Consider the following 20,958-nt stretch of genomic DNA (forward strand, 5'->3'; position numbering starts at 1 on the left):
GCCGCTCCATGAACGCACCCGCCAAGGTCGGCATCGGCACGCCGCTGTCCCGCGTCGATGGCACCGAAAAGGTGACCGGTACGGCGAAGTACGCCGCAGAGTATAACGTGCCTGACCTGCTTTACGGCGTGGCGGTTTCGTCCCGGATTGCGAAAGGGCGGATCACCGCGCTGGACGAGGAGGCAGCCCGCGCGGTGCCGGGCGTGGTGGATATCGTCAGCCATCGCAACCGGCCCAAGCAGGCCTGGTTAGACCGCAGCTGGAAGGACGAGCTGTCGATACCCGGCGAGCCGTTCAAGGCTTTCCACGACGAGCAGATCCTGTTCGCCGGACAGCCGATCGCCGTCGTGATCGCCGAGACGTTCGAGGCGGCCCGCTTTGCCGCCAGCCTGGTGGAGGTGAGCTACACGGAGGAGGCGCACAATATCGATTTCGAAGCGTCGCTCGCGGAGAAGTTCACGCCATCCCATCTGAAGCGGCGCAACAATTATCATCCGCCCAAGAACCGCGGCAACGCCGACGCTGCGTTCAAGGCCGCCAACCTGACTGTGGAGGGCGAGTATCACCTCGCTACCGAGCATCACAATCCGATGGAGATGCACGCTTCTACCGTCGAGTGGCACGGTGACGGCAGCATCACCGTTTTTGACAAGATCCAAGGACCGCAGGGCGACCAGGCCTATCTCGCCAGCGCATTCGGGCTGGGCAAGAAGAACGTGCGCGTGGTCAACAGCTATGTCGGCGGCGCATTCGGCTCCGGCCTGCGGCCGCAATGGCAGGTGCAGCTTGCGGTGATGGCGGCGATCCACCTCGAACGATCGGTGCGGGTGGTGATGACGCGCGCCCAGATGTTCACGCATGCGCATCGCCCGGAATGCAGCTATTCGATCAAGCTGGGCGCCGAACACAATGGCAAGCTGAGCGCGATGATCAACAGCGCGACGACCTCTACCTCCCGGTTTGAAAGCAACATGGAGGATATCGTCGTCTGGGGCATGATGAACTACGATTGCCCCAATGCCAGCGGCGAGTACTTCATCGCGCCTCGGGACACTTACACCTCAGCAGACATGCGCGCGCCGGGTGCCGCGACGGGCATGACGTTGTTCGAGATCGCCGTCGACGAGATGGCGTACAAGGCCAAGGTCGATCCGCTCGACCTCCGCCTGCTCAACTATTCCAACGTGGACGCGATGAACGAAACGCCGTTCACGTCCAAGGCGCTGCGCGAAGCCTATCGCGAAGGGGCCGAACGGTTCGGCTGGGAGAAGCGCACGCCCCAGCCGCGATCGATGAAGGAAGGGCGCGAGCTGATCGGCTGGGGCGTGGCGACCGGCATGTGGGATGCACAATTTTCCAAGACGGCCGCCCGCGCGGTGCTGACCGACGATGGCCGCCTGGAGGTAGCGTCGGCCGCATCGGACATCGGCACCGGCACCTATACGGTTATGGTGCAGGTCGCCGCCGACACGCTTGGCATCACACCCGAGCATATCAGAGCCAAGCTGGGCGACAGCGACCTGCCGACCGCACCGGTGGAGGGCGGCTCCTGGGGCGCAGCATCGACCGGTGCGGCAGTCCAGCTTGCCTGCCAGTCGGTCGCCAAGCAGTTGCTGAAAGCCGCGGAGAAGATCGAGGGCAAGCCGCTCCATGGCGCCAATTCGATCGACGATCTTGTCTTCGCCGATGGCGCAATCGCGTTGAAGACCGATCCCTCGCGTATCGTGACGATCACCGACGTGATGAAGGCCGCCGGGCTGGACCGGATCGAGGTGGAGGAAACCGCCTCCCCTGGGATCAGTGGGATGATCTCGATGATGCGCAAGTCACGCAACACACACAGCGCGATCTTCTGCGAAGTGCGGGTGGACGAAGAGTTGAACCAAGTGCGGGTGACCCGCGTGGTCAACGCCGTGGCGGCGGGACGGATCATCAACCCCAAGACGGCGCGCAGCCAGATTCTGGGCGGCGTGGTGATGGGCATCGGCATGGCGCTGCACGAGGAAACGTTCGGCGATCGGCAGCTCGGGCGGTGGATGAACCACAATTACGCCGAATATCACGTGCCGGCCCACGCCGACGTCGAGGATATCGAGGTGATCTTCGTCGATGAGCCCGATCCTGAAGTGACCCCGCTGGGCGTGAAGGGGCTTGGTGAGATCGGCATCGTCGGTACTGCCGCTGCCGTCGCCAATGCCATCTATCACGCCACCGGCAAACGTGTGCGCGCGCTACCGATCACGATCGACAAGCTGCTGGACGCGGAGCCGGACGTGGCGTGACGGAAGGCGGTTGGCTGTCGGTCTGCGTGTTGGATCGATTTCGCGGCTGGGCGCGCTTCGGTTGCTACAGCAGAGCGGAGCCTTGACGGCAGTTCTCAGCCGCTTGGACGCGGCACGTACTTAAACAGGCTCAACACGAACGAGGGTCGGGATTTCTCCCGGCATGTTCGACGTTGCCCGGACGAGAGGGTCGAGTCAGTGCGCTTGACCTTCCAACGATGGGAAGCCCCATAGCGGCGTCATCAACTGTTTTCCGGGAGAAGAACGTCATGCAATTCCATGTCGACGAGATGAGCGGCGGATCGTGCGTCCGCCGTATCAATAAGGCGGTAGCGCGGGCCGATTTGCGTGCGCCGGTCGGCGCTAATATGGCGTCGCGCACCATCAACGTCACCGGTGCCGCAGCTTAGCACGCTATCGAACGGGCGCTGGCCGATGAAGGCTATCCCGCTACTGCAATCTGACAAGTCCGAGGAGAGTGTGATGACAAAGTTGTTCACCGGATGGGCGTTGGCGCTTGCCATGGGCGGGCTCGCGAGCGGTGCTTGCGCGCAGGAGCAGGCGGCCGAGGCCACGATGCAGCACCGTCAGAGTGGGCATGAGGGCCATGGCGCGGCGGCTTCGCCGGATCCGGTCACGCGCGAGTATCAGGCCGTCAACGACCGGATGCACCGCGACATGGCGGTTCAGTTGACCGGCAATGCGGACGTGGATTTCATGCGATCCATGATCCCCCACCACGAAGGCGCAGTGGCCATGGCGCAGGTCGCGCTCAAGCATGGCAAGGACCCGGAGGTGCGCCGAATGGCCGCCGAGGTGATCGCCGCGCAGGAGCGCGAAATCGCCGAGATGAAGGCGTGGCTCGCCAAGCGCGGCAAATGACGCGGCCGATCTGAGCGGTCCGTTCGAGGGCGCGGAGGGCTGTTACGTCAGGACAGCCCTCCCCGTCACTTGCACTTCCTTTGCCGAGCACCGGCAACGGATCGTGATGAAGCGGGCGTCAGAACCCGTCGCTACAGTCGCGATCGACGATGCGCTTTCTTGAACGGTATAAGTCGGCGACCGGGTAAGTTGCTTCTGCTCGTGAACTGATGAAGGCTCGAACCAAAGAAGGCGAGAAGGTGACGGATGGTGTGCTCACCTACGTGGCCTCGACCAATGAAGGTCAGCCTCGCAGCCTGGACGATCAGGCCTGAGAACGGCACTTATGGTCACCTCGCGAGCAAGCGAGGACATTCGCATCAGCCTACAGCCGTCACTCGTTCAGAACGCCAGGCAGCTCCCTTGCGCGGCGTACAGGGGATGGTCAGGCACCCACGAGGGCCAGCCACGCGACCAGTGACACAACGGTCAACGATCCCATGATGAGGGTGACAAGGGCGTTTTCAGACATCGGCTCAGGTCCGCTTACAGCGCTCGGCTTCATCCAAGCGCGAGGATTGCGCGTTCCATCGCGTCGGCGCCTTCGCGAGACGCGGTGGCCAATTGAATAGGGCGTCCACCGAGTACCGGGTCGGAAGTGTTCAGGAACGTGAGTGCGCCACTTACTCCAAGACGATCAAGCGCCAGGCGGACGATCCAGCCTTCACGCGCGGTCTCTTCCCTGGTCAGGGAACAGGCCGTCCGTGCGGCTCTGAAGAAGCGGCGCGGCTTCTCTGACGAGGCCGCGGAAGCCTCTTCCGGCCCGACATTCATGCCGCCGCTTCCTGCACCAGCTCCACGGTGTTGTTGTCAGCTCGCAGATCCGAGATCCGGCGGGCATAACCACTCGCCAACCCCCAGTGAGCGACCTTAGCCTCTACGCTGCTGGCCATAGCTGCCCGCTCGACACATACCTGATGGCGGAAAAATAGCTCGTTCAGATCCATGGCAACGCCTTAACATGTAAGCGAAAGCGCGATGGTCTCTCAGCCGACAACGCTACAGATCAGAACTGCCTCGATGAATTCCATGTGGGGTCAGCGATCCGCGATAGCAATGCCGGATCGCCAATGCGCCTGGGCCCGGACGTACGCGCATCGGTCATTCGGTGTTCGCCGCTCGGACTGGCCTGGCGAGTACCGTCAGCTTTTAGCCCAGCACCGACAAACCGCCGTTAGCGGTCCACCTCACGCTTACGGCCGACGGGCAAAGGGCCTCGTTCCGTAAGACGGCTCGCAGCCCCTTTCACGAGGAGATGCCCCTGCCGTTCGGCTCCGCGCGTCATTTTGACACCCGCCAGTCAAGTGATCGTTACCGCATCACGAAAACGCAAGCGCGCGACCTCTTGCGCAGAGGCGTCAGCGACAGAGATGGACCAGTTGAAGCAGAGTTTCCCCTGTCGAAGCTCGCCGATCATTACGTCACGCGCGTTGGCCCGTGCGATTTCCAGAGCCTCGTCCAGCGAAGCGCATTCAACGCCTTCAAGATCCTCCAACGCCTGCCCGCACTCATGAAGATGAAAATAATAGAGTGCCATAACAGTGGAAAACTCGATTACCGGTTATTCAGGCAGCGGCGGCGTGAAGGTAGGCTTGGTTGAAACCTGCTACGCGCTGAAAACGATCCCAGTTCTGGACTTCTAGTGCTCGGCCGCTACGAGTGATCAATCCTTCCTCGGAAAGCTCGCGAAGCATACGATTGACGTGAACGGGGGTGAGGCCAGTAGCATCTGCAATCTCCTCCTGGCTGAAGGGCAAATTCATCCGCTGAGGCGTGCCCAGACCAACGGCCTCACACCGCGCGATGAATTCGCACAGCATATGAGCAATCCGCGTCCTGGCATCGCGCCGCCCCACGTTCAGAACCCACTCTCGAAAGATCGAAGCGTCGATCAGCGAGTCGCGCCACAGAGCAACCGAGATTGCCGGTCGGCGCAAAACAAGCTTGCGCAACTCTGCCTTCGATATCCAAAGTATAGCGGCATCAGTGATTGCCTGAATGTCGTGGTCGGCTCGCTCCAGAAACAGGTGCTGGATGTCGAGAATGTCGCCCGCGATGTGAAACGAGACGATCTGTCGTCCACCGTCAAAGGCCAGCTTGCTTCTTGCCGCATAGCCTTCGATGAGAAGGCAGCATTCGTCCGGAATTGTGCCTTCGCGCACCAGGTAGCTTCGCGCACGAACGTGCTCGAGGCGATGGGGCAAGGCCAGCAGCGCGTCTTCATCTTCTTCGTTTAGGGTGGGCGCCAGAAGTCGAAGCTTCCGTATCAGCGACGCGAAGAGCGGAGCGGCGCTACTCATCGGAACCTCAAAGAATGACTTATGCACGGCGAAACAATGCTCTAGGGAACGGATCGTTCCCGCAACGACTTTGGGGACGACCGGATTTTCTGCCTCGAACCATTGACCGCTTGGCCTACCAAGCTTTCGGACGGTCGCTGAACGTCCGTTTTCGGGACAGCGCCGATGCCTACTCGGGTGCAACACCAAGTGCGTTAACGAGATCCGGGCCGACTAGCGTGCCGCGCAGCCGCACCCGCTTCTCGACGAGATCCACCGGCGTACGCTGAAGCTCGAGCAGGTACCGACCGCCAAGGTCACGCCGCAGGTAAAAGGCGCCGCCATCGCGCACCAGCGTGCCAACCTCGTCGATGGGCGTACCTATCTGCTGCATGCCTTGCTTACCTCTGACGCCCTCATCTCGCGTTCGCCCTAGCACACTTGCGGGCCGATGCAGACGTCTGAGGCGTAACGGCTACTGGGCAGCTGCGCTGAGCTTCTGATGTGGGGTTGTCAGAAATGGGCGAGATACCCGCCATCGACGGCAAGGACCTGCCCGGTGATGTACGAGGCGGCGTCCGAGGCGAGAAACAGGACCGCGCCAGCGATCTCTTCCGGGCGCCCCCAACGACCGAGCGAGGTGCGCCGCGCGAGGTGCTCGGCAACCGAAGGGTCGGCGACCATCTCAGAATTCGCCTCCGTCGCGAAGAAGCCAGGCGCTACGGCGTTCACGGTGATCTGCCGACTTCCGAGCTCCGCTGCCAGTGCTCTGGTGAGACTGTCCAGCCCGCCCTTCGACATCGTGTAAGCCGCGTCGCCGGAACGAGCGATCTGGCCGGCGATTGATGTCACGTTGATGATCCGACCGCCCGGACCCATCCCGCTTGCAAGAGTGCGAGCGAGATCGAATGGCGCGACCAAGTTAGTCTCCATCAGCCGGCGAACGGCGTTGCGATCCAGGTCTTCGATAGGCCGTCGATCCCGAAGCCCCGCATTGTTAACGAGGATGTCGATCCGGCCATGCGCGGCCAAGGCGATGGCGCTTGCAACCTCATCTTCAAGATCGAAGATAGCCAGCTCCGCTGACCCACAGGTACTTTCGATCTCGTTCGCAAGAGCAGTGAGCTTGTCAGCGTGGCGGCCGTGAAGCAGCACATGGGCACCGGCCTGGGCCAGGCCAAAAGCGATCTCGCGACCTAAACCGCCGCTCGCACCCGTTACAAGAGCAACCTTGTCTGTGAGCATCACGCCGAAACGATCCTGTGAAACACCCTGGCGCCCGCCGCCACTTCGTTCCCTGGCGATATGTTCCGTCGCGCTTAGATACCAAGCGCGGGCGCTATGTCATTGCCGCAAATTTGCTTTCCGTCACTCCCACTCGATTATCCGCAACCATCATAACCGGTTGATCTTCCAGAGGAAAAATATTTCTGCACCTCTGCGATACCGTCCCAGGCACCGCGGGAAAGTCGCGCTGTTGATTTCATTGGCGGAATCCGCCGTTCTCGAAAACCGGCCTTTCCAGATCAATCGCCATCATTCGCCCCGTTCGTCGCATTTTTGCTGAATCCCGAGCTGGTCTTCGGTGGAGCAGACGCTCAAGAAAATACCCTCGGACCATCTAACAGCTGTCTCAGCATGGCTCCATCGCCGCGCGGGTATGGCACCGGTAAATCGGAATTATCACGCATTTGAGATGCGCGATAATTCCGGAGGATGAGTGAAAAGGCCGTGAGCAGAGGCGGCACTTGGATCACCCTTCCAGGCTGCTGGCGTCGTCCTGGACCCTGAATCCGAGACCTCAGCGGCAATGCGCCCCCGCCCGACGAACTCGAGCAGATGACCACAATCGCTCAAAAGTACGATGTGGCGGAGCGCGATGCCCGCAATCGCGCTCTGGGTCGCGCCGGTGATCGACACACGAAACCGCCGTCCTGGGCGGGTTTCAGCGCACGACCGCTCCCGACCCAAAGGCGGTCTTAGCTAAGGCAAGTTTCCGATCTCGGAAGCGGACATTCTGAGCCGCGCCTAGCGCACCAAAACCTTAGAATAGCTGAAGCAGGATGCCGGCATCAAAACTGGTTGGTTGCGACATTAGGCCGCCCACATTGTGTTGCGCATACGAACTACATATTACGCATACGAAGCGATTCGGGGTGGGTTCGATCAGTGGCGAGAAGTACGGGCAACAATCTTCGAACGGTGCGTCGCCCTAGGTTCATCTACTTGTTGAGCGTGGCGCAACGCCGCGTCCAAGCGGCGATCCAAGGCGACGTTGATGGGAAAACTGCGGCGCGCGCTGGGGTTCTCATGGCGTTGAGGGCGGACGGGCGGGGTATGCCGATGAAGCAGCTCGGCGCGCAGCTCGACCTCGGCGCTTCCTCGCTCTCCGGCCTCCTTGACCGGATGGGCCGTGACGGTCTGATCGAACGCCAGCCGGACCCGACGGACAAGCGCGCTTGGCACATCGTGCTCACCGATGAGGGCAAGGCGGTGCGGGCCGAAGCTGTGCGGTCCGCTCGCGTCTTAAACGACCAGCTCTGCGATGGCTTCGATGATGCCGAGCTCGCGATCGTGGCCCGATGGCTGGAAGCCGTCGGCGTTAAATTCCCAAAGGAGACAACGAAGTGACCGACCATATCAAGATAAGCAAGGCGGACGGCATCCTAACGCTCGTCATGGACCGTGCCGACAAGAAGAACGCGCTGACCAACGACATGTACGGAGTCCTCGCCGACGAGATCGAGGCGGCGCGCACGGACGCGGCGGTCCGTGTCGTCGTGATCCGGGGTGAAGGCGATATGTTCACCGCCGGCAACGACGTTGCCGAGTTCGCGTCCGCTAAACCCGGTAGCCTGCAGAACGTCGGTCGCTTCATCCGGGCTATCGCGGAAACCGACAAGCCGCTGATCGCCGCCGTGCAGGGTCGCGCCGTTGGCGTTGGCACTACCATGCTCCTGCACTGTGATTACGTCATCCTCGCCGACGATGCGAAGCTGACCACGCCGTTCGTCAACCTGGGCCTCGTGCCCGAAGCCGCGTCGAGCATGCTTCTCCCGACCCGCATCGGTCATCTGCGCGCCTTTTCCATGCTGGCGCTCGGCGAAGCCGTCGAGGCGCGTGATGCCGTGTCGTGGGGCCTCGCCACGGCCGTCGTGCCGGTTGAAGAGTTGGTCCCTGCCATCGAGGCGGTCGCCGCGCGCATTACAAAACAGCCACTCGGCGCAGTGAAGGCGACTAAGCGGCTCATGCGCGACAGCGAAGCGCTGACGGCGCACATGGGCGTTGAAGGCAAGGAGTTTGCTGAACGCCTGCAAAGCCCCGAAGCGCAGGAAGCCTTCATGGCGTTCGCGCAGCGCCGCGCGCCCGACTTCGCGAAGTTCGCGTGATCGATCGAATTCAGCTTTGAGGAGGCGCCAGTGACATTGGCGGGCAAGACGCTTTTCATCACCGGCGCGAGCCGGGGCATCGGTCTCGCGATCGCGCTGCGGGCGGCGCGGACGGTGCCAACATCGCGATCGCGGCAAGACCGCCGAGCCGCATCCCAAGCTGCCGGGAACGATCTACACTGCCGCTGCCGAAATCGAGGCGGCAGGCGGGCGGGCCTTACCGCTGATCGTTGACGTGCGCGACGTGGACTCGATCCGCAAAGGCGTCGAGACGACCGCTGTGACGTTCGGCGGCATCGATATTGTCGTTAACAATGCCTCGGCGATCTCGATGACCGGCACCTTGGCGACCGACCCGAAACGCTTCGACCTCATGCACCAGGTCAACGGGCGTGGGACGTTCCTGACTTCGCAGGCCTGCATCCCGCATCTGCGTCGGTCGGAGAACCCTCACATCCTGATGCTGTCGCCGCCCTTGGACCTGTCCCCGCACTGGTTCCAGGGGCACGTCGCCTACTCGATGGCCAAATACAACATGAGCCTGTGCGTGTTGGGCATGGCCGAAGAGTTCCGGGGAGAGGGCATCGCGTTCAATGCTTTGTGGCCGCGCACCGCTATCGCCACGTCGGCGGTCGAGTTCGCGCTGACGGGCGAAAACACCCTGCGCTTCTGTCGTCGGCCGGAGATCATGGCCGATGCCGCCCATCGCGTGTTCACCAAACCGGCGCGGGACTTCACCGGCCAATTTCTGATCGACGACACTTTCCTGTTCGCGGAAGGTGTGGAAGATTTCTCGGCCTACAGCGTGGAACCTGGCCAGCCGCTCATGCCGGACTTCTTCGTGCCGGCGACCAGCGTTCCACCGCCCGGCGTCACCATCGGCGGTAGCTGACGCATCGACTCGCCGGTTCAGAACGACCGGGTTTGACACCGCGGACGACGGCGTTGGATCGATCCAACGTGGAAGCTGGCCGGCAGGAAAATCCCCACGAGTAGTTGGTCGGATACCAGCCAAGACCAGCCGATCAGCTCCCGGCTCAATTTTCCGCCGTTGGTAGATCGGCGGGGTATCCCCGAGACCGGGCGTTCTTCCAACTGGCAGCAGTCCCGTCTCCCCATTTCCCCCGGGCCTTTTCGGGAAAGTGCGATCGGGAACAGGATCTGAGAACGCGGTTTTACGCGGGGATATCGGTAGACCAATCCTGTATGGGCTGTCCCGCTGAACCTTCCCGATCGAGACTCATCAAGCTCCGGTCACGCCCTGGCAGCACCGCCGGCAGGCGAGGAAGCACAGGCTCGGCCACTGGCTATTCGATGGTTTCGAAGCGGCCGGAAACTAGAAAAGCCATATCCCAAAAGATCGTCTCGGTCACCGCCCGGCGCTCATCCTCGATGCGGTGGGCGAGCGTGTCCAGGTCGATCTCGCCCTCGCGGACGACACCGTGCTCGATCATCCGCGGCAGCATGACGCGCGTGAGCGTCGGCAGGAAGGATTCCTCCCATGGCTGAATGAGCACGCCTTCGCTTCGGGCGTGCTCGATCGCGAAACCGGCTGCGCGCACCATACCCGCCAGGCGATAGCCGAGAGTCACGTCGCCCTTTTCCGCAGCGACGGTGTCCCAGGCCCTGTCGTAGCACTGCCGATGCACGGGAAGGTCGCCAGCGCCGGTGGGCAGATCGGCGCGCGCATGCTCCTGAAAAGCCAGGATCGTGCCCGGCCTGGCCAGTCGTGCGAGTCGGGTCAGCGTTGCAGCGGCATCGGGGAGGTACATCAGCACCCGCCGGCCGATGATTGCATCGAACAGGCCGAGATCGGGCAGTTCTCCGCTCAGGTCGGCGGTTCGGTAGTGGATCGGGGCGCTCCCGGGCTGGAGCGGCTCAGAGCGCGCCGATGCCAAGGCGTCTTCGCTCCTGTCGATACCTACCACCTCGCCTTCGGATCCGACCAGCGCGGCGACGACCCGGCTGAGATCACCGTTGCCGCATCCGACATCAAGCACGCGCATGTTCGCGGCGATGCCGATATGAGGAAAGAAGCGGGCACTCGGGGCATTGGCGGGATTGGCCAGCGCGGGCTTTTGATGTAACATTGTCACACGATAGAGAATGGGCCTGAGGCTTACAAGGCATCATCGCCGCGTCTGAAACCCGTCGAAGCGCGGGTGCTCACTCTTCCTTTGCCGCGGCGATGCCACGTCCCCAACGACCGCACCTTTAGCGATCCGCCGGCAACTCACCCTTGATGACTTGGGGCAGCGGATCACCATACGTCCCGGTTAGGCGAGATGCCATCGACCTAGTGCGGGTTCGACGTGGAGCGCGATGGAACCCGATCGGCTTCGCGCAGGATAGGATAAGTCAGCGCATATGGGTCGGAGGGCAGGAGACGATCATGAAACCATGCGAGGCGGGCGGCAGGGTCTCGCGAGAAGGCGGGATCGCTATCCAGCTTGCGCTCGAAAGCCAGCTTCATCTCAGGGTCGGTCGCTAGACGGCGGTCGGCCATTGCGGCGAGGACGAAATCGTCTGTCCCGGGTGCAGGCTGAAGCGCCTGATGGAAGAAACCCCACGCGAACAAGGAATCCTGGCTCTCCGGTTCCAGCAGAGCCGCGGCCAAGAGGCCGAGCGGCTGATCGGCAGGAACACGGACGGAGCCTGCCGGCAGGGTCTCTTGACGCTGATCATGCACCAGCTTGGCCTGGATCGGTATGCGGCCCTCGCTCGCGGGCTGCAACGCGGACCCCTCAATGCGAGCGACGTCCAGCGTCATTGTTCGAGCTTCATCGATGGTATCGTAGCGAATGCCGTGCAGCTTCAGCCTCTCGACCACGTCGGTATAGCCCGGGGGCACCCACCATGCCGTTGGCAGGCGGACATGCTCCGTTGCGGTCTGCCCGATGATCGGCATTCGAAATGCGGTGGGTCTGCCAAGCCAGCGCTGCTCAAGACGCCCTGACGCGGCGGACCGATAGGTCTCGAACGCGATGCCCTTGAAGTCCTCTATCCACCCGATCGGCTGCGCCGTCGGTTGCCAGCGGGTCATCAGGTCCGCCGGACGCGAAGCACGATCCTTCGTCTTGGCGCTCTGAATGGCAGTAGCGTCAGTGGCCGCTAGGCGCAGTGCAGCCTCCATGAGGACGTAACTGCCGAGCACGCGCTGCCGATAGGGCTTTAGATGGTGGTTCTCCACCAGCACCGTCGGCACGCTGATGAAGTCGCCATAACCTGTTGAATAGCGAGGGCCCTCTGGACTGAAGCGGATGCCCTTGGAGGGATCATGGCTGTCGATCGCGCTCGGATAGACGCCGGGGACGTGCCCGGCCTTCCGCAGCGCGTCCATTACAGCCGGGTCGAACCGTGTCTGTAGCCAGTCGGCGGTGGCGCGATGACGCGCATACTTGCCCCAGCCCGCATAGGTGAAGGTCACATCATACTGATGGTCAAAACCGTCGCTCACGTGAAAGTCGATGTAGAGCGCCGGGTCGAACCGGCGCAGCAGCGCCACGATCGCCCGCGTCTCGGGTGCGTCCAGCTTGGCATAGTCGCGGTTGAGATCGAGGTTACGCGCATTGGCGCGGTAGCCTTTGGCGAAAGGTATGCGATCGTGCGGGCGGTTCCCTGAACTCGTCCGCTCATGCCCATCCACGTTAAGGATGGGGACGAAGACCAGATCGACTTTGTCGAGAAGGCTGGCCTTATCGCGCAGCGCGATGTCGCGCAGGAGCATGAGGCCGGCATCCTTGCCATCGATCTCGCCCGCGTGGATTCCTGCCTGCACCAGCACCACCGGTTTCCCATCCCCGCCCTTGCTGGCACGCACATAGAGCAGGTCGCGTCCCTCGGATGTCTGGCCGAACGTCTCCAGTGAGATGAGCGGCGAGGCTGCGGCGAGGTGCTCCAACCACGCACGGGTTTCCCGATACGACGGGGAAGAGGCGAAGCGAGCGCGTTCAACCGGAGTGGCCAAGGCATCGCTGGGAGGGACGATCAGCTTTTCGCTCCTGCCCGACCAAGCGACCGAAGGAGGTAGCGCATCCTGAGCAGCCGCAGGAACAGAGAAAATACAGGCGGTCGCCGCGAGAACGGCAGAGCGGAAGGTCATGGTCACTCCTCAACAATCTTCAGCCAACGGTGATCGGCATACGCGCGAGCAGCCTCGCTCCCGCCGCTGGGCACCAGCCCCCTCCCCGGTGTTCTAGGGCCGAAAGGCTCGAGCAGCGCGCGGTCGGGAATTCTTGCGCGGCATGTTGCACTGCGGCGATGTCTCTGTATGTGATAACGTATCGCGTCAAGCCTTGATGTATTTGTGGCAGGGCAGTGCCTTTGTTGCGCTGTGATCCACGAGGCACCGACGGCACGTGAATGATTCAACAGGGGCACCAATGAACGTCATGAAGACCAGCGCAGGACGGCTAATCGCATTCGGCTTCCTTTCCACCGCCGTCACGGCACCAGCATGGTCGCAGCAAACGGTCAGGACGGGTGAGGCGGACCCGCAGGAGGTTGCGGATCGACCCGAAGATGACATCATCGTCTCCGGCCAGCGCCAGGCTTATGTCGGAGACTTTCCGATGCGCGACGTGCCGCAGAGTATCCAGTCGATTAAACCGGCGACCCTTCGCGATCTCGGCATCACCCGCTTGGAGAACGCGCTCGATCTGGTGAGCGGCATTGCACACCTCAACGACTTCGGCGGATTGTGGGAAAGCTATTCGGTGCGCGGGTTCGCAGGGGATGCGAACAACGTGCCCAGCGGGTTCCTCGTCAACGGCTTCAACGGCGGTCGCGGCTTCTCCGGTCCGCGCGACACGTCCAGCGTCGAGCGCATCGATGTGCTGAAGGGGCCGACCTCGGCATTGTTCGGCCGCGGCGAACCTGGCGGGACCGTCAACATCATCACCAAAAAGCCCGAGTTCAAGCGATCGGGCTACGCGCAACTCCAGGTCGGCAGCTTCGATAATTACCGGATCGAAGGCGATTTCACCACGCCGCTGTCCGACACCTTCGCCGTGCGGATCAACGGCGCGTACCATGATGCGAAAAGCTATCGCGACGAGGTCGAAACGAAAAAGATATTCCTGACGCCCTCGCTGCTCTGGCGACCTGCGTCCGGCACGACCGTGTCCTACGAGCTGGAATTTGCCTCGCAGGACATCGTCTTCGATCGCGGCATCCCGATCCTCGACGGAGACTTCGATCGTCTGCCTCGCTCCCGTTTCCTGGGTGAGCCAAGCGACGGGCCGTTCCGCATCGACGTGCTCGGGCACCAGTTGCAGCTTCAGCACGATTTCAGCGACCGATGGAGCTTGCTGCTGGGCGCCGGCCACCGCACCACCCACATCCGCGGCACGGGGCAGTATCCCGAGCTTGTCCGATCGCGCCAGCCGCTGTTCGTGGATGGCCGCACCCTCGCGCGCCAGCGCCGCTACACCAATCACCGCTCGGAGAATCTGATCGGTCGTGCCGAGCTGACCGGGCGCTTCGACGTCGCCGGCCTGGGCAACACGTTGGTGGTGGGCGCGGACTATGATTATTTCGAGCTCGATCAGCTCACCAGCCGCTCACGGCCGCCGATCTACAATCCCGCGCTAAGCCTGGAGCAGATCAACGGCATCGACATCTTCAACCCGGTTTACGGCGCATTCCCGCAGCCGGGTGATCGTCCGGGGCTGCCCGGTGCGGAAATCGTCTTCAGCCGCAATGAACGCGATCACAGCTGGGGCACGTACTTCTACGACCAAATCGATCTCGCTCCCTGGCTGAAGGTACGAGTGGGCGGACGCTATGATGAGTTCCGCCAGCGGCTGTTCAACCGCCAGCCGCCAAACCGCATCATTCCAAATCCGGCGCGCCAGCACGTCCGGCGCTTCAGTCCTCAGGGCGGCATCGTGGTCCAACCGACCGAGACGGTGTCGCTCTACGGCAGCTACGGGCGCGGCTTCCGCCCGAACAACGGCGCCAACTCCCGGGGCGAGACATTCTCTCCGGAACTGTCGGAGGCGTATGAGGCGGGCGTGAAGTATATCTCGCGCGACGGCCGGATCACCGCGTCGCTGGCTGCTTACACTACCGACAAGTCGAACATCCTGACTGCCGATCCCAATCCCGCCAACTCTGGCTTGGTGGTGGCGGTCGGCTCAGCGCGCAGCCGCGGTATCGAATTCGACCTGAACGCGCGCCTTCCGAATGGCTTCAACGTCATCGCGGCCTATGCGTACACCGACGCTTTCTGGACCGATGAATTCCGCGACCCGGACTTCGCGCTTCCCATCCTGCCCGGTGATCCGCTGATCAACGTGCCCAAGCACAGCGGCAACATCCTGGTGACTAAGGATTTCACCATCGGGGAGCGCACCGCCATGATTGGTGCCGGCGTCCAGTACATCGACAAGCGCCTTGGGGAGACGGGGACCGCGTTCACGCTGCCTGCCGCGACACTGGTGAAGGTGCTGGCTGGCGTCGATCTGACCGATCGCCTGCGGGTGAGCGGAAACATCGACAATCTGTTCAACGAGCGCTGGTTCTCCAGCTCCTATGCGGCCCTCTGGACCATGCCGGGCGCGCCGCGCACTGCGATGGCACGGCTGCACTATCGCTTCTGAGAAGCGGCAGGTGCCTCGGCAGGTATGTTCCAGTGCAAGAGAGCGCAGCTCGTGCCATCGTCGCCGATCAATGACCTTCCACAGCCGATTGCGCGATATCTGCGAGGGTAAGCTTGGCGAACTCAGTCCGGATAACGTCTTCCCCAACGCCAAATGCCGCTGTTAGAGCGGTGTTAGCGGCGCGCTCCACCGGGCAGACTGGCTGGTCGTTCGACAAGCCCGGCGCCAGTATGGGCCCTTGATCAAGCGCGTCTTGAACGTCGAGAACGGTCAATTCGGCGAGCGGTCGTTGCAACGTCCATCCGCCACCTCGCCCGCCTTCGGAATGCACGATCCCTCTTGCCTTCAGCAGGCCCATCATCCTGCGCACGACTACAGGGTTCGTGTTGAGCATGCGCGCGATCGTGTCCGAGGTTTCGCGACCGCCCAATAGCGCCATGTGAACGAGAACATGGACCATCCGCGCCAACCGTCCATCCTGTTTCATTCGTCATCACTTTCCGTAACAATGCATGTTGCACTTTGGCGCAGTACCGATATACCGCAACTGGGATTGTTACGGAACGGGCGATTGATGTGGATCAGCGAGCTATCTTGAAACACGGGTTTGCCGCGGCCGTCTCAGCGTCGTTTCCGCAAATGTCAAAGGCGGCAATCACGTTGCGGGGAAGCATCATGAAGCAGCGCCATGTGGAAACCAGCACGATCAAAATGAACGTGGTCGATGAAGGCCATGGGCCTGCCATCCTGCTCTGCCACGGCTTCCCCGAGACCTCTTATGCTTGGCGGCATCAGATCGAAGCACTCGCCAAGGCTGGCTTTCGCGCGATTGCCCCCGACATGCGGGGCTATGGGGGGAGCGAGCAGCCTCGCGCGGTTGACGAATATAGCGTCTTCCACGTGGTCGGCGACATGATCGCGCTGCTCGACGTGTTGGGCGAACAACACGCTGTGATCGTCGGCAATGACTGGGGCGCTACGATTGCCTGGCAGGCCGCGCAGATGCGCCCGGATCGCTTCCGCGGGGTAGTGGCGTTGAGCGTGCCGATCATGGGGAGGCCGCCAGTTCCCCCTACGCGCATTTTCCCACGGAGCGACGACGCCGAACTTTACACGCTCTACTTTCAAGAACCGGGCGTCGCGGAAGCCGAACTGGAGCGAGATACCCGGCGCACATTGCGTAAGCTCCTTTTCGCGGCTTCGGGTGATGCTGGCCCACGCCAGCCAGGAGACGCCACGCCAAATCCCTTCGGCATGGTCTCGCGGGATGACGGCCTTCTGGCGCCCCTTCCGGATCCCAAGGAACTGCCTGCCTGGCTCTCCGAGGCTGATCTGGATGTCTACGCGGATGCATTCACACGGGCCGGCTTCCGTGGGGGCCTGAACTACTATCGCAACCTGGACCGCAATTGGCAGCTTCAAGCCGCGCTGGCCGGGATCAAGGTCGAGCTGCCGGCGCTGTTTATCGCAGGCGAGCGCGATACCGGATTACAGATCCCGGGCATGTCGGAGATCATCAAGGCCGTGCCGACGCTCGCACCCCGTATTCGCGCGCCGCTTATCATCGAGGGTGCCGGACACTGGGTTGCCCAAGAGCGTCCTGACAGCGTCAGCGCGGCGATTATCGAGTTCGCCGTCACGACGTTCGCGGCGATGTAACCGATAGCCTACCCCCACTTTGTCGCTCGTGAGAATGCTGGGCAGTTCCCGAGTCACCATCGTTTTCGAAACAACTGCCGGTGTACGCATGAACGACGCTGAGCAGCCGATTGTGGGTCTCAGCGGCCGGTACCCGCCGGACAGCTAACGACCCAGACTCTGACGTCCGAGCCTAACCTAGCGATTCCCGAGACCTGCCGTTCAGCTGCTAGCAGCGAGCCGGCACTCGTTTCCGAGAACGTACCTACGCTGTGGTGACACGGAAGCGAGCAGGCGGAAAACGAAGTACTACGGCGAAGCCGTTCCGAAGAGTGCGGAAGTCCAGATTGCCCTCAGCCGAAGCGATCGCCATTTGAGCGATCGGCAGGCCGAGGCCGGTACCGGTCGCACGAGCGCCGCGCCCCCTCTCGAAGCGACGGCGCACCCGATCCTCGTCCTCCGGCGGAATCCCGGCTCCGGTGTCGATCACCCGGAGTTCGAGATCGCCATCGAGCGCGCATTCGATGCGCACATCGCCAGGGCCACCGTGCAGCACCGCGTTCTCGACGAGGTTACCCAGCGCCAGCCGCAAGGCGTCTTCGTCCAGCGCCACTTCAAGGGATGGACGGCTGCACGCCGTCGCAATCCGGCGACCGCTGCGGTGCGCGATCAGACCATAGTCCTGCTCGATCGCCGCGATCGCGTCATCGATCGACACCCATGCGCCGGCTCGGCGCTCGTGCCGTTCCTGCCCAGCAAGGTCGAGCAGCTGGCGCACCAGGCGGCTGGTCCGATCTGCAGAGGCGACGATCCGCTCCAGCGCATGGTCCCGCATCGCCGGATCGATCGCCCGCCGTGCAACCTCTGCCTGGGTCTTCAGCCCGGCCAGTGGCGTCTGCAGTTCATGTGCGGCGTTGGCTACGAAGGCGCGCTCCGCTTGTCGGGCGCGATCCAGTTCAATCAACAGCGTATCCATCGCTCGCACCAGCGGTGTAAGCTCGCTCGGCACGGGGTCGACCTTCAACGGTGCAAGGCTGTCCGGCGAACGAGCCGCGATCGCCTCGGCAATCCTTCCGAGCGGCCGCAGCCCCCGACTGACTCCAAGCCAGAGGAGAACGCCAAGGGCGACGAGTCCGGCCACTGCGGGCAGAACGAGGCCAAGCAGCAGATCGCGCACCAGCCGCTCGCGGATCGCGAGATTGTCGCCGATCATCACCCGGACACCCCGTTCGGGATCGACATGCGTGTAGACCCGCCAACGCCGCTCCCCAACAAACCGTTCCGTGAAGCCGGGCCTGCCGCCCGCCAGCGGGGCGTCAGGCGTTCCCGCGGAACGGCCAATCAACCCGCCGTCCAGAGACCATATCTGGCACGACAGATCGCGAGAGTAGCGGATCGGGAGGGGGGGCATCTCCGGATCGTCGCGTCGCCACGTCCAGTGCGGCAACCATCCGGGCAGCCTCCATGAGTCGCCGGTCGAGTACCCGCTCGACCTCCGCCCGTGCCGACATGCCGGTCCAGATTGCCGCGCCTGCCCACACCAGCAAGGTGACGGCAGCGACGAGCGCGAACAGGCGAAGACGAAGCGACCGCATCATCGCGACAGACGGTAGCCTTGTCCTCGTACCGTCTCGATACGTTCGCGACCGAGCTTCGCACGCAGCTTGTGAATGTGCACTTCCACGGCGTTGCTTTCCACCTCCTCCTGCCAACCATAGATCCTGTCTTCCAGCAGGCGGCGTGACAGCACGTGCCCAGGGTGCTGCGCCAGTGCATGGAGGATCGCGAACTCCCTGCGCGACAAAGCGACCGCCTGGCCGGACAGCGTCACGGTTCGCCGCGCAACGCTGATGACCAACCGGCCCAGGACGATTTCGTCCGACGCCCGTCCGCCCTGCCGCCGAAGCATGGCGCGCACGCGGGCAGCCAGTTCCGAGAGGTCGAACGGCTTGCCGAGGTAATCATCGGCACCGGCATCGAGCCCGTCGACCCGATCGGCGACGAGGTTGCGAGCGGTGAGGAGCAGGACTGGTATGGTGACCTCCGAGCGCCGCCATTCTGCCAGCAGGTCCAACCCGGAACCATCCGGCAGCCCGATGTCGAGGACCACGCCGCCGTGATCGTTGATCGACAAGCCTGCACGTGCGTCTTCGATCGAGGCGACGGCGTCGACTTCGAACCCCTCCAGGCTCAGCCCGGCGGCGATGCCGTCGCGCAGCACGTCATCGTCCTCGATCAGCAGGATCCGCATCTCGCTTCAGTCAACCTGCAAACTTATGCCCGCCTTAACGCCAGCTAAGGCTCTCTTAAGCTGAGGGAGGAATGGGCGCCAACATGGACGGCATCATCAGCCTTGGCCCCTTCATGATTGCGACCGACCGAGCATTGGCGATCGCTGCGATCTGGGCATTTCTCGCCATCGCGACGTGGATCGCCGCCCGGACCGGAAGCAACGCCGGCCAGGCGGGCTGGACTGCGATCGGGATCGGGTTCGTCGCTGCGCGGCTGGGCTATGTGCTCGAAAACCTGCCCGCGTTTCTGCTGGAACCCTGGACAGTGATTGCCGTGTGGCAGGGCGGCTTCTCCCCTTGGGTGGGCGTTGCGGCGGCGGCATTGGCGCTGCTCGTCAAGATGGGGCGGCGTCGGGCAACCGTTCTGATGCTCGGCGCGCTGGGCGGGCTGTCGCTCACCCATGCGGCGGTGAGCGCCGCCATCGAACCGAAGGCCAAGCAGCTGCCAGAAGGACTCCAACTCACTACCCTGACGGGGAGACCGGTCGCGCTGGACGGAATGCGCGGCCACGGATTCGTCCTGAACCTCTGGGCCACCTGGTGTCCGCCGTGTCGGCGTGAGATGCCGATGGTGATCGACGTGGCAGCGACCTCAAGCGTGCCCGTGCTTCTCGTCAACCAGGGCGAGCCGGCGGGACGAGTGAAGGCCTTTCTCTCGATCAATGACATGCCCAGCGACGCAATCTTGCTCGACGCGACCCAGCGCGTTGCCGGCGCCACGGGTGCGCGCGCGTACCCGACGACCATTTTCGTGAACGCGGATGGCGAAATCGTTCGCGTCCACGCCGGCGAGATCTCGCGAGCAGCTCTGACCTCCGGGATTCGCGAGCTGGAAAGGAAACAACAATGAAGAAAGTGACGATCTTGGGCCTGGCAGCGATTGCCCTGCTGTTGGTGGGCGCTGTTGTTGGACGTTTGGGCACCGCCGATCGCGCCCAAGCGCAGACGTTCGAGGAAACGGGCGACACCCGGCGGGCCGCCGAAGGTGCCCGAATTCGGGCGGAAATTCAGAACGATCCGCTGGCGCCGACGGTCGCGCGCAAGGGTGCCGACGTGACGCTCGTCCTGTTCTCCGACTATCAATGCCCCTACTGCCGCAAGGTGCATCCGGCTCTCGAGCAGCTGATGCGTGAAGATCCCAAGGTGAAGGTCGTGTATCGCGACTGGCCGATCTTCGGTGCCGGATCGGTCGAAGCCGCGCATGTCGCGATCGCCGCCAAATATCAGGGCAAGCACGCCGCCTTCAACAACGCGTTGATGGAAACACCGGGCAAGGTTTCGTCGCAGACGATCCGGGCTGCGGCAAACAAGGCGGGTGTCGACTGGGCGAGGCTTCAGGCGGACCTCCAGGCGCACAAGGGCGATATCGACGCACTAATCGACCGCAATGGCCGCTATGCCATGATGATGGGCCTGAGCGGGACGCCGGCGCTGCTGGTGGGACCCTATCTGATCCCCGGCGCGGTCCACCTTGGTGGACTTCGCAAGGCGGTCACGCTTGCCCGCACCGCTCCGGACGCGGCTGCGGACTGACTGCAATGCTGCTCCGGCTCTTG

The 20,958-nt window shown here is 63.0% G+C and carries 20 protein-coding genes; 9 read left to right on the forward strand and 11 right to left on the reverse strand.

The genetic code is table 11. The features are described 5' to 3' along the window. Window positions 1-8: 8 nt before the first annotated feature. Entirely contained in the window at window positions 9-2,282 is a 2,274-nt protein-coding gene (locus SPHI_RS02690; RefSeq protein WP_076743357.1) for a xanthine dehydrogenase family protein molybdopterin-binding subunit, read from the forward strand. Window positions 2,283-2,524: 242 nt separating this feature from the next. Here SPHI_RS02690 and SPHI_RS15065 read toward each other — a convergent pair whose 3' ends face one another. Next, on the reverse strand, window positions 2,525-2,806 hold the full coding sequence (locus SPHI_RS15065) for a hypothetical protein (protein ID WP_198927811.1): 282 nt from the start codon (window positions 2,804-2,806) through the stop codon (window positions 2,525-2,527). Here SPHI_RS15065 and copM point away from each other — a divergent pair. Then, on the forward strand, window positions 2,805-3,164 hold the full coding sequence (copM, locus tag SPHI_RS02695) for a CopM family metallochaperone (protein WP_233130621.1): 360 nt from the start codon (window positions 2,805-2,807) through the stop codon (window positions 3,162-3,164). The genes SPHI_RS15065 and copM overlap by 2 nt on opposite strands. Before the next feature lie 809 nt (window positions 3,165-3,973). Here the strand turns inward: copM and SPHI_RS15070 are convergent. The 5 genes from SPHI_RS15070 to SPHI_RS02715 all read right to left on the reverse strand — a co-directional run bounded on the left by SPHI_RS15070 (window position 3,974) and on the right by SPHI_RS02715 (window position 6,727). Next, entirely contained in the window at window positions 3,974-4,150 is a 177-nt protein-coding gene (locus tag SPHI_RS15070; RefSeq protein ID WP_198927803.1) for a hypothetical protein, read from the reverse strand. A 353-nt stretch (window positions 4,151-4,503) separates the two neighbouring features. Continuing rightward, the gene (locus SPHI_RS02700) at window positions 4,504-4,740 is read right to left on the reverse strand and encodes a DUF6894 family protein (protein ID WP_076743359.1); all 237 of its coding nucleotides are present in this window, start codon (window positions 4,738-4,740) and stop codon (window positions 4,504-4,506) included. A gap of 28 nt (window positions 4,741-4,768) precedes the next feature. Then, window positions 4,769-5,503, reverse strand: coding sequence for a Crp/Fnr family transcriptional regulator (locus tag SPHI_RS02705; RefSeq protein ID WP_076743585.1), 735 nt, complete (start codon window positions 5,501-5,503; stop codon window positions 4,769-4,771). Between the two features lie 169 nt (window positions 5,504-5,672). Beyond that, the gene (locus SPHI_RS02710) at window positions 5,673-5,876 is read right to left on the reverse strand and encodes a DUF5818 domain-containing protein (RefSeq protein ID WP_076743360.1); all 204 of its coding nucleotides are present in this window, start codon (window positions 5,874-5,876) and stop codon (window positions 5,673-5,675) included. Between the two features lie 119 nt (window positions 5,877-5,995). Continuing rightward, window positions 5,996-6,727, reverse strand: coding sequence for an SDR family oxidoreductase (locus SPHI_RS02715; protein WP_076743361.1), 732 nt, complete (start codon window positions 6,725-6,727; stop codon window positions 5,996-5,998). Between the two features lie 990 nt (window positions 6,728-7,717). On the opposite strand from SPHI_RS02715, the gene SPHI_RS02720 reads away from it, so the two are divergent. The 3 genes from SPHI_RS02720 (at window position 7,718) to SPHI_RS02730 (ending at window position 9,763) form a co-directional block, all read left to right on the forward strand. Then, the gene (locus tag SPHI_RS02720) at window positions 7,718-8,113 is read left to right on the forward strand and encodes a MarR family winged helix-turn-helix transcriptional regulator (protein WP_269844739.1); all 396 of its coding nucleotides are present in this window, start codon (window positions 7,718-7,720) and stop codon (window positions 8,111-8,113) included. Beyond that, on the forward strand, window positions 8,110-8,871 hold the full coding sequence (locus tag SPHI_RS02725) for an enoyl-CoA hydratase (RefSeq protein ID WP_076743363.1): 762 nt from the start codon (window positions 8,110-8,112) through the stop codon (window positions 8,869-8,871). The genes SPHI_RS02720 and SPHI_RS02725 overlap by 4 nt, the downstream gene beginning before the upstream one ends. 193 nt (window positions 8,872-9,064) lie before the next feature. Next, on the forward strand, window positions 9,065-9,763 hold the full coding sequence (locus SPHI_RS02730) for an SDR family oxidoreductase (protein ID WP_233130653.1): 699 nt from the start codon (window positions 9,065-9,067) through the stop codon (window positions 9,761-9,763). 415 nt (window positions 9,764-10,178) lie between these two features. Here the strand turns inward: SPHI_RS02730 and SPHI_RS02735 are convergent, their stop codons facing one another. Both SPHI_RS02735 and SPHI_RS02740 read right to left on the reverse strand, forming a co-directional pair. Then, complete coding sequence (locus tag SPHI_RS02735; RefSeq protein ID WP_083719673.1) at window positions 10,179-10,961, reverse strand: class I SAM-dependent methyltransferase; 783 nt, start codon at window positions 10,959-10,961, stop codon at window positions 10,179-10,181. A 206-nt stretch (window positions 10,962-11,167) separates the two neighbouring features. After that, complete coding sequence (locus tag SPHI_RS02740; RefSeq protein WP_076743364.1) at window positions 11,168-12,973, reverse strand: M14 family metallopeptidase; 1,806 nt, start codon at window positions 12,971-12,973, stop codon at window positions 11,168-11,170. Between the two features lie 280 nt (window positions 12,974-13,253). On the opposite strand from SPHI_RS02740, the gene SPHI_RS02745 reads away from it, so the two are divergent. Then, complete coding sequence (locus SPHI_RS02745; RefSeq protein ID WP_076743365.1) at window positions 13,254-15,473, forward strand: TonB-dependent siderophore receptor; 2,220 nt, start codon at window positions 13,254-13,256, stop codon at window positions 15,471-15,473. Between the two features lie 67 nt (window positions 15,474-15,540). On the opposite strand, the gene SPHI_RS02750 is transcribed toward SPHI_RS02745, so the two are convergent. Continuing rightward, window positions 15,541-15,960: an RrF2 family transcriptional regulator gene (locus tag SPHI_RS02750; RefSeq protein WP_076743366.1), complete on the reverse strand. Its 420-nt coding sequence runs from the start codon at window positions 15,958-15,960 to the stop codon at window positions 15,541-15,543. 188 nt (window positions 15,961-16,148) lie between these two features. Here SPHI_RS02750 and SPHI_RS02755 point away from each other — a divergent pair, with 188 nt between their 5' ends. Then, complete coding sequence (locus SPHI_RS02755; RefSeq protein WP_076743367.1) at window positions 16,149-17,132, forward strand: alpha/beta fold hydrolase; 984 nt, start codon at window positions 16,149-16,151, stop codon at window positions 17,130-17,132. A 244-nt stretch (window positions 17,133-17,376) separates the two neighbouring features. On the opposite strand, the gene SPHI_RS02760 is transcribed toward SPHI_RS02755, so the two are convergent. Together SPHI_RS02760 and SPHI_RS02765 are read right to left on the reverse strand one after the other, a co-directional pair. Beyond that, entirely contained in the window at window positions 17,377-18,456 is a 1,080-nt protein-coding gene (locus tag SPHI_RS02760; protein ID WP_233130625.1) for an ATP-binding protein, read from the reverse strand. 249 nt (window positions 18,457-18,705) lie between these two features. Beyond that, the gene (locus SPHI_RS02765) at window positions 18,706-19,362 is read right to left on the reverse strand and encodes a winged helix-turn-helix domain-containing protein (RefSeq protein ID WP_076743368.1); all 657 of its coding nucleotides are present in this window, start codon (window positions 19,360-19,362) and stop codon (window positions 18,706-18,708) included. A gap of 83 nt (window positions 19,363-19,445) precedes the next feature. Here SPHI_RS02765 and SPHI_RS02770 point away from each other — a divergent pair, with 83 nt between their 5' ends. Beyond that, window positions 19,446-20,252, forward strand: coding sequence for a TlpA disulfide reductase family protein (locus SPHI_RS02770; protein ID WP_158049603.1), 807 nt, complete (start codon window positions 19,446-19,448; stop codon window positions 20,250-20,252). After that, complete coding sequence (locus SPHI_RS02775) at window positions 20,249-20,935, forward strand: DsbA family protein (RefSeq protein ID WP_076743369.1); 687 nt, start codon at window positions 20,249-20,251, stop codon at window positions 20,933-20,935. The genes SPHI_RS02770 and SPHI_RS02775 overlap by 4 nt, the downstream gene beginning before the upstream one ends. Window positions 20,936-20,958: the final 23 nt, after the last annotated feature.

Source organism: Sphingomonas jeddahensis (assembly GCF_001981525.1).
Lineage (GTDB): Bacteria > Pseudomonadota > Alphaproteobacteria > Sphingomonadales > Sphingomonadaceae > Sphingomonas > Sphingomonas jeddahensis.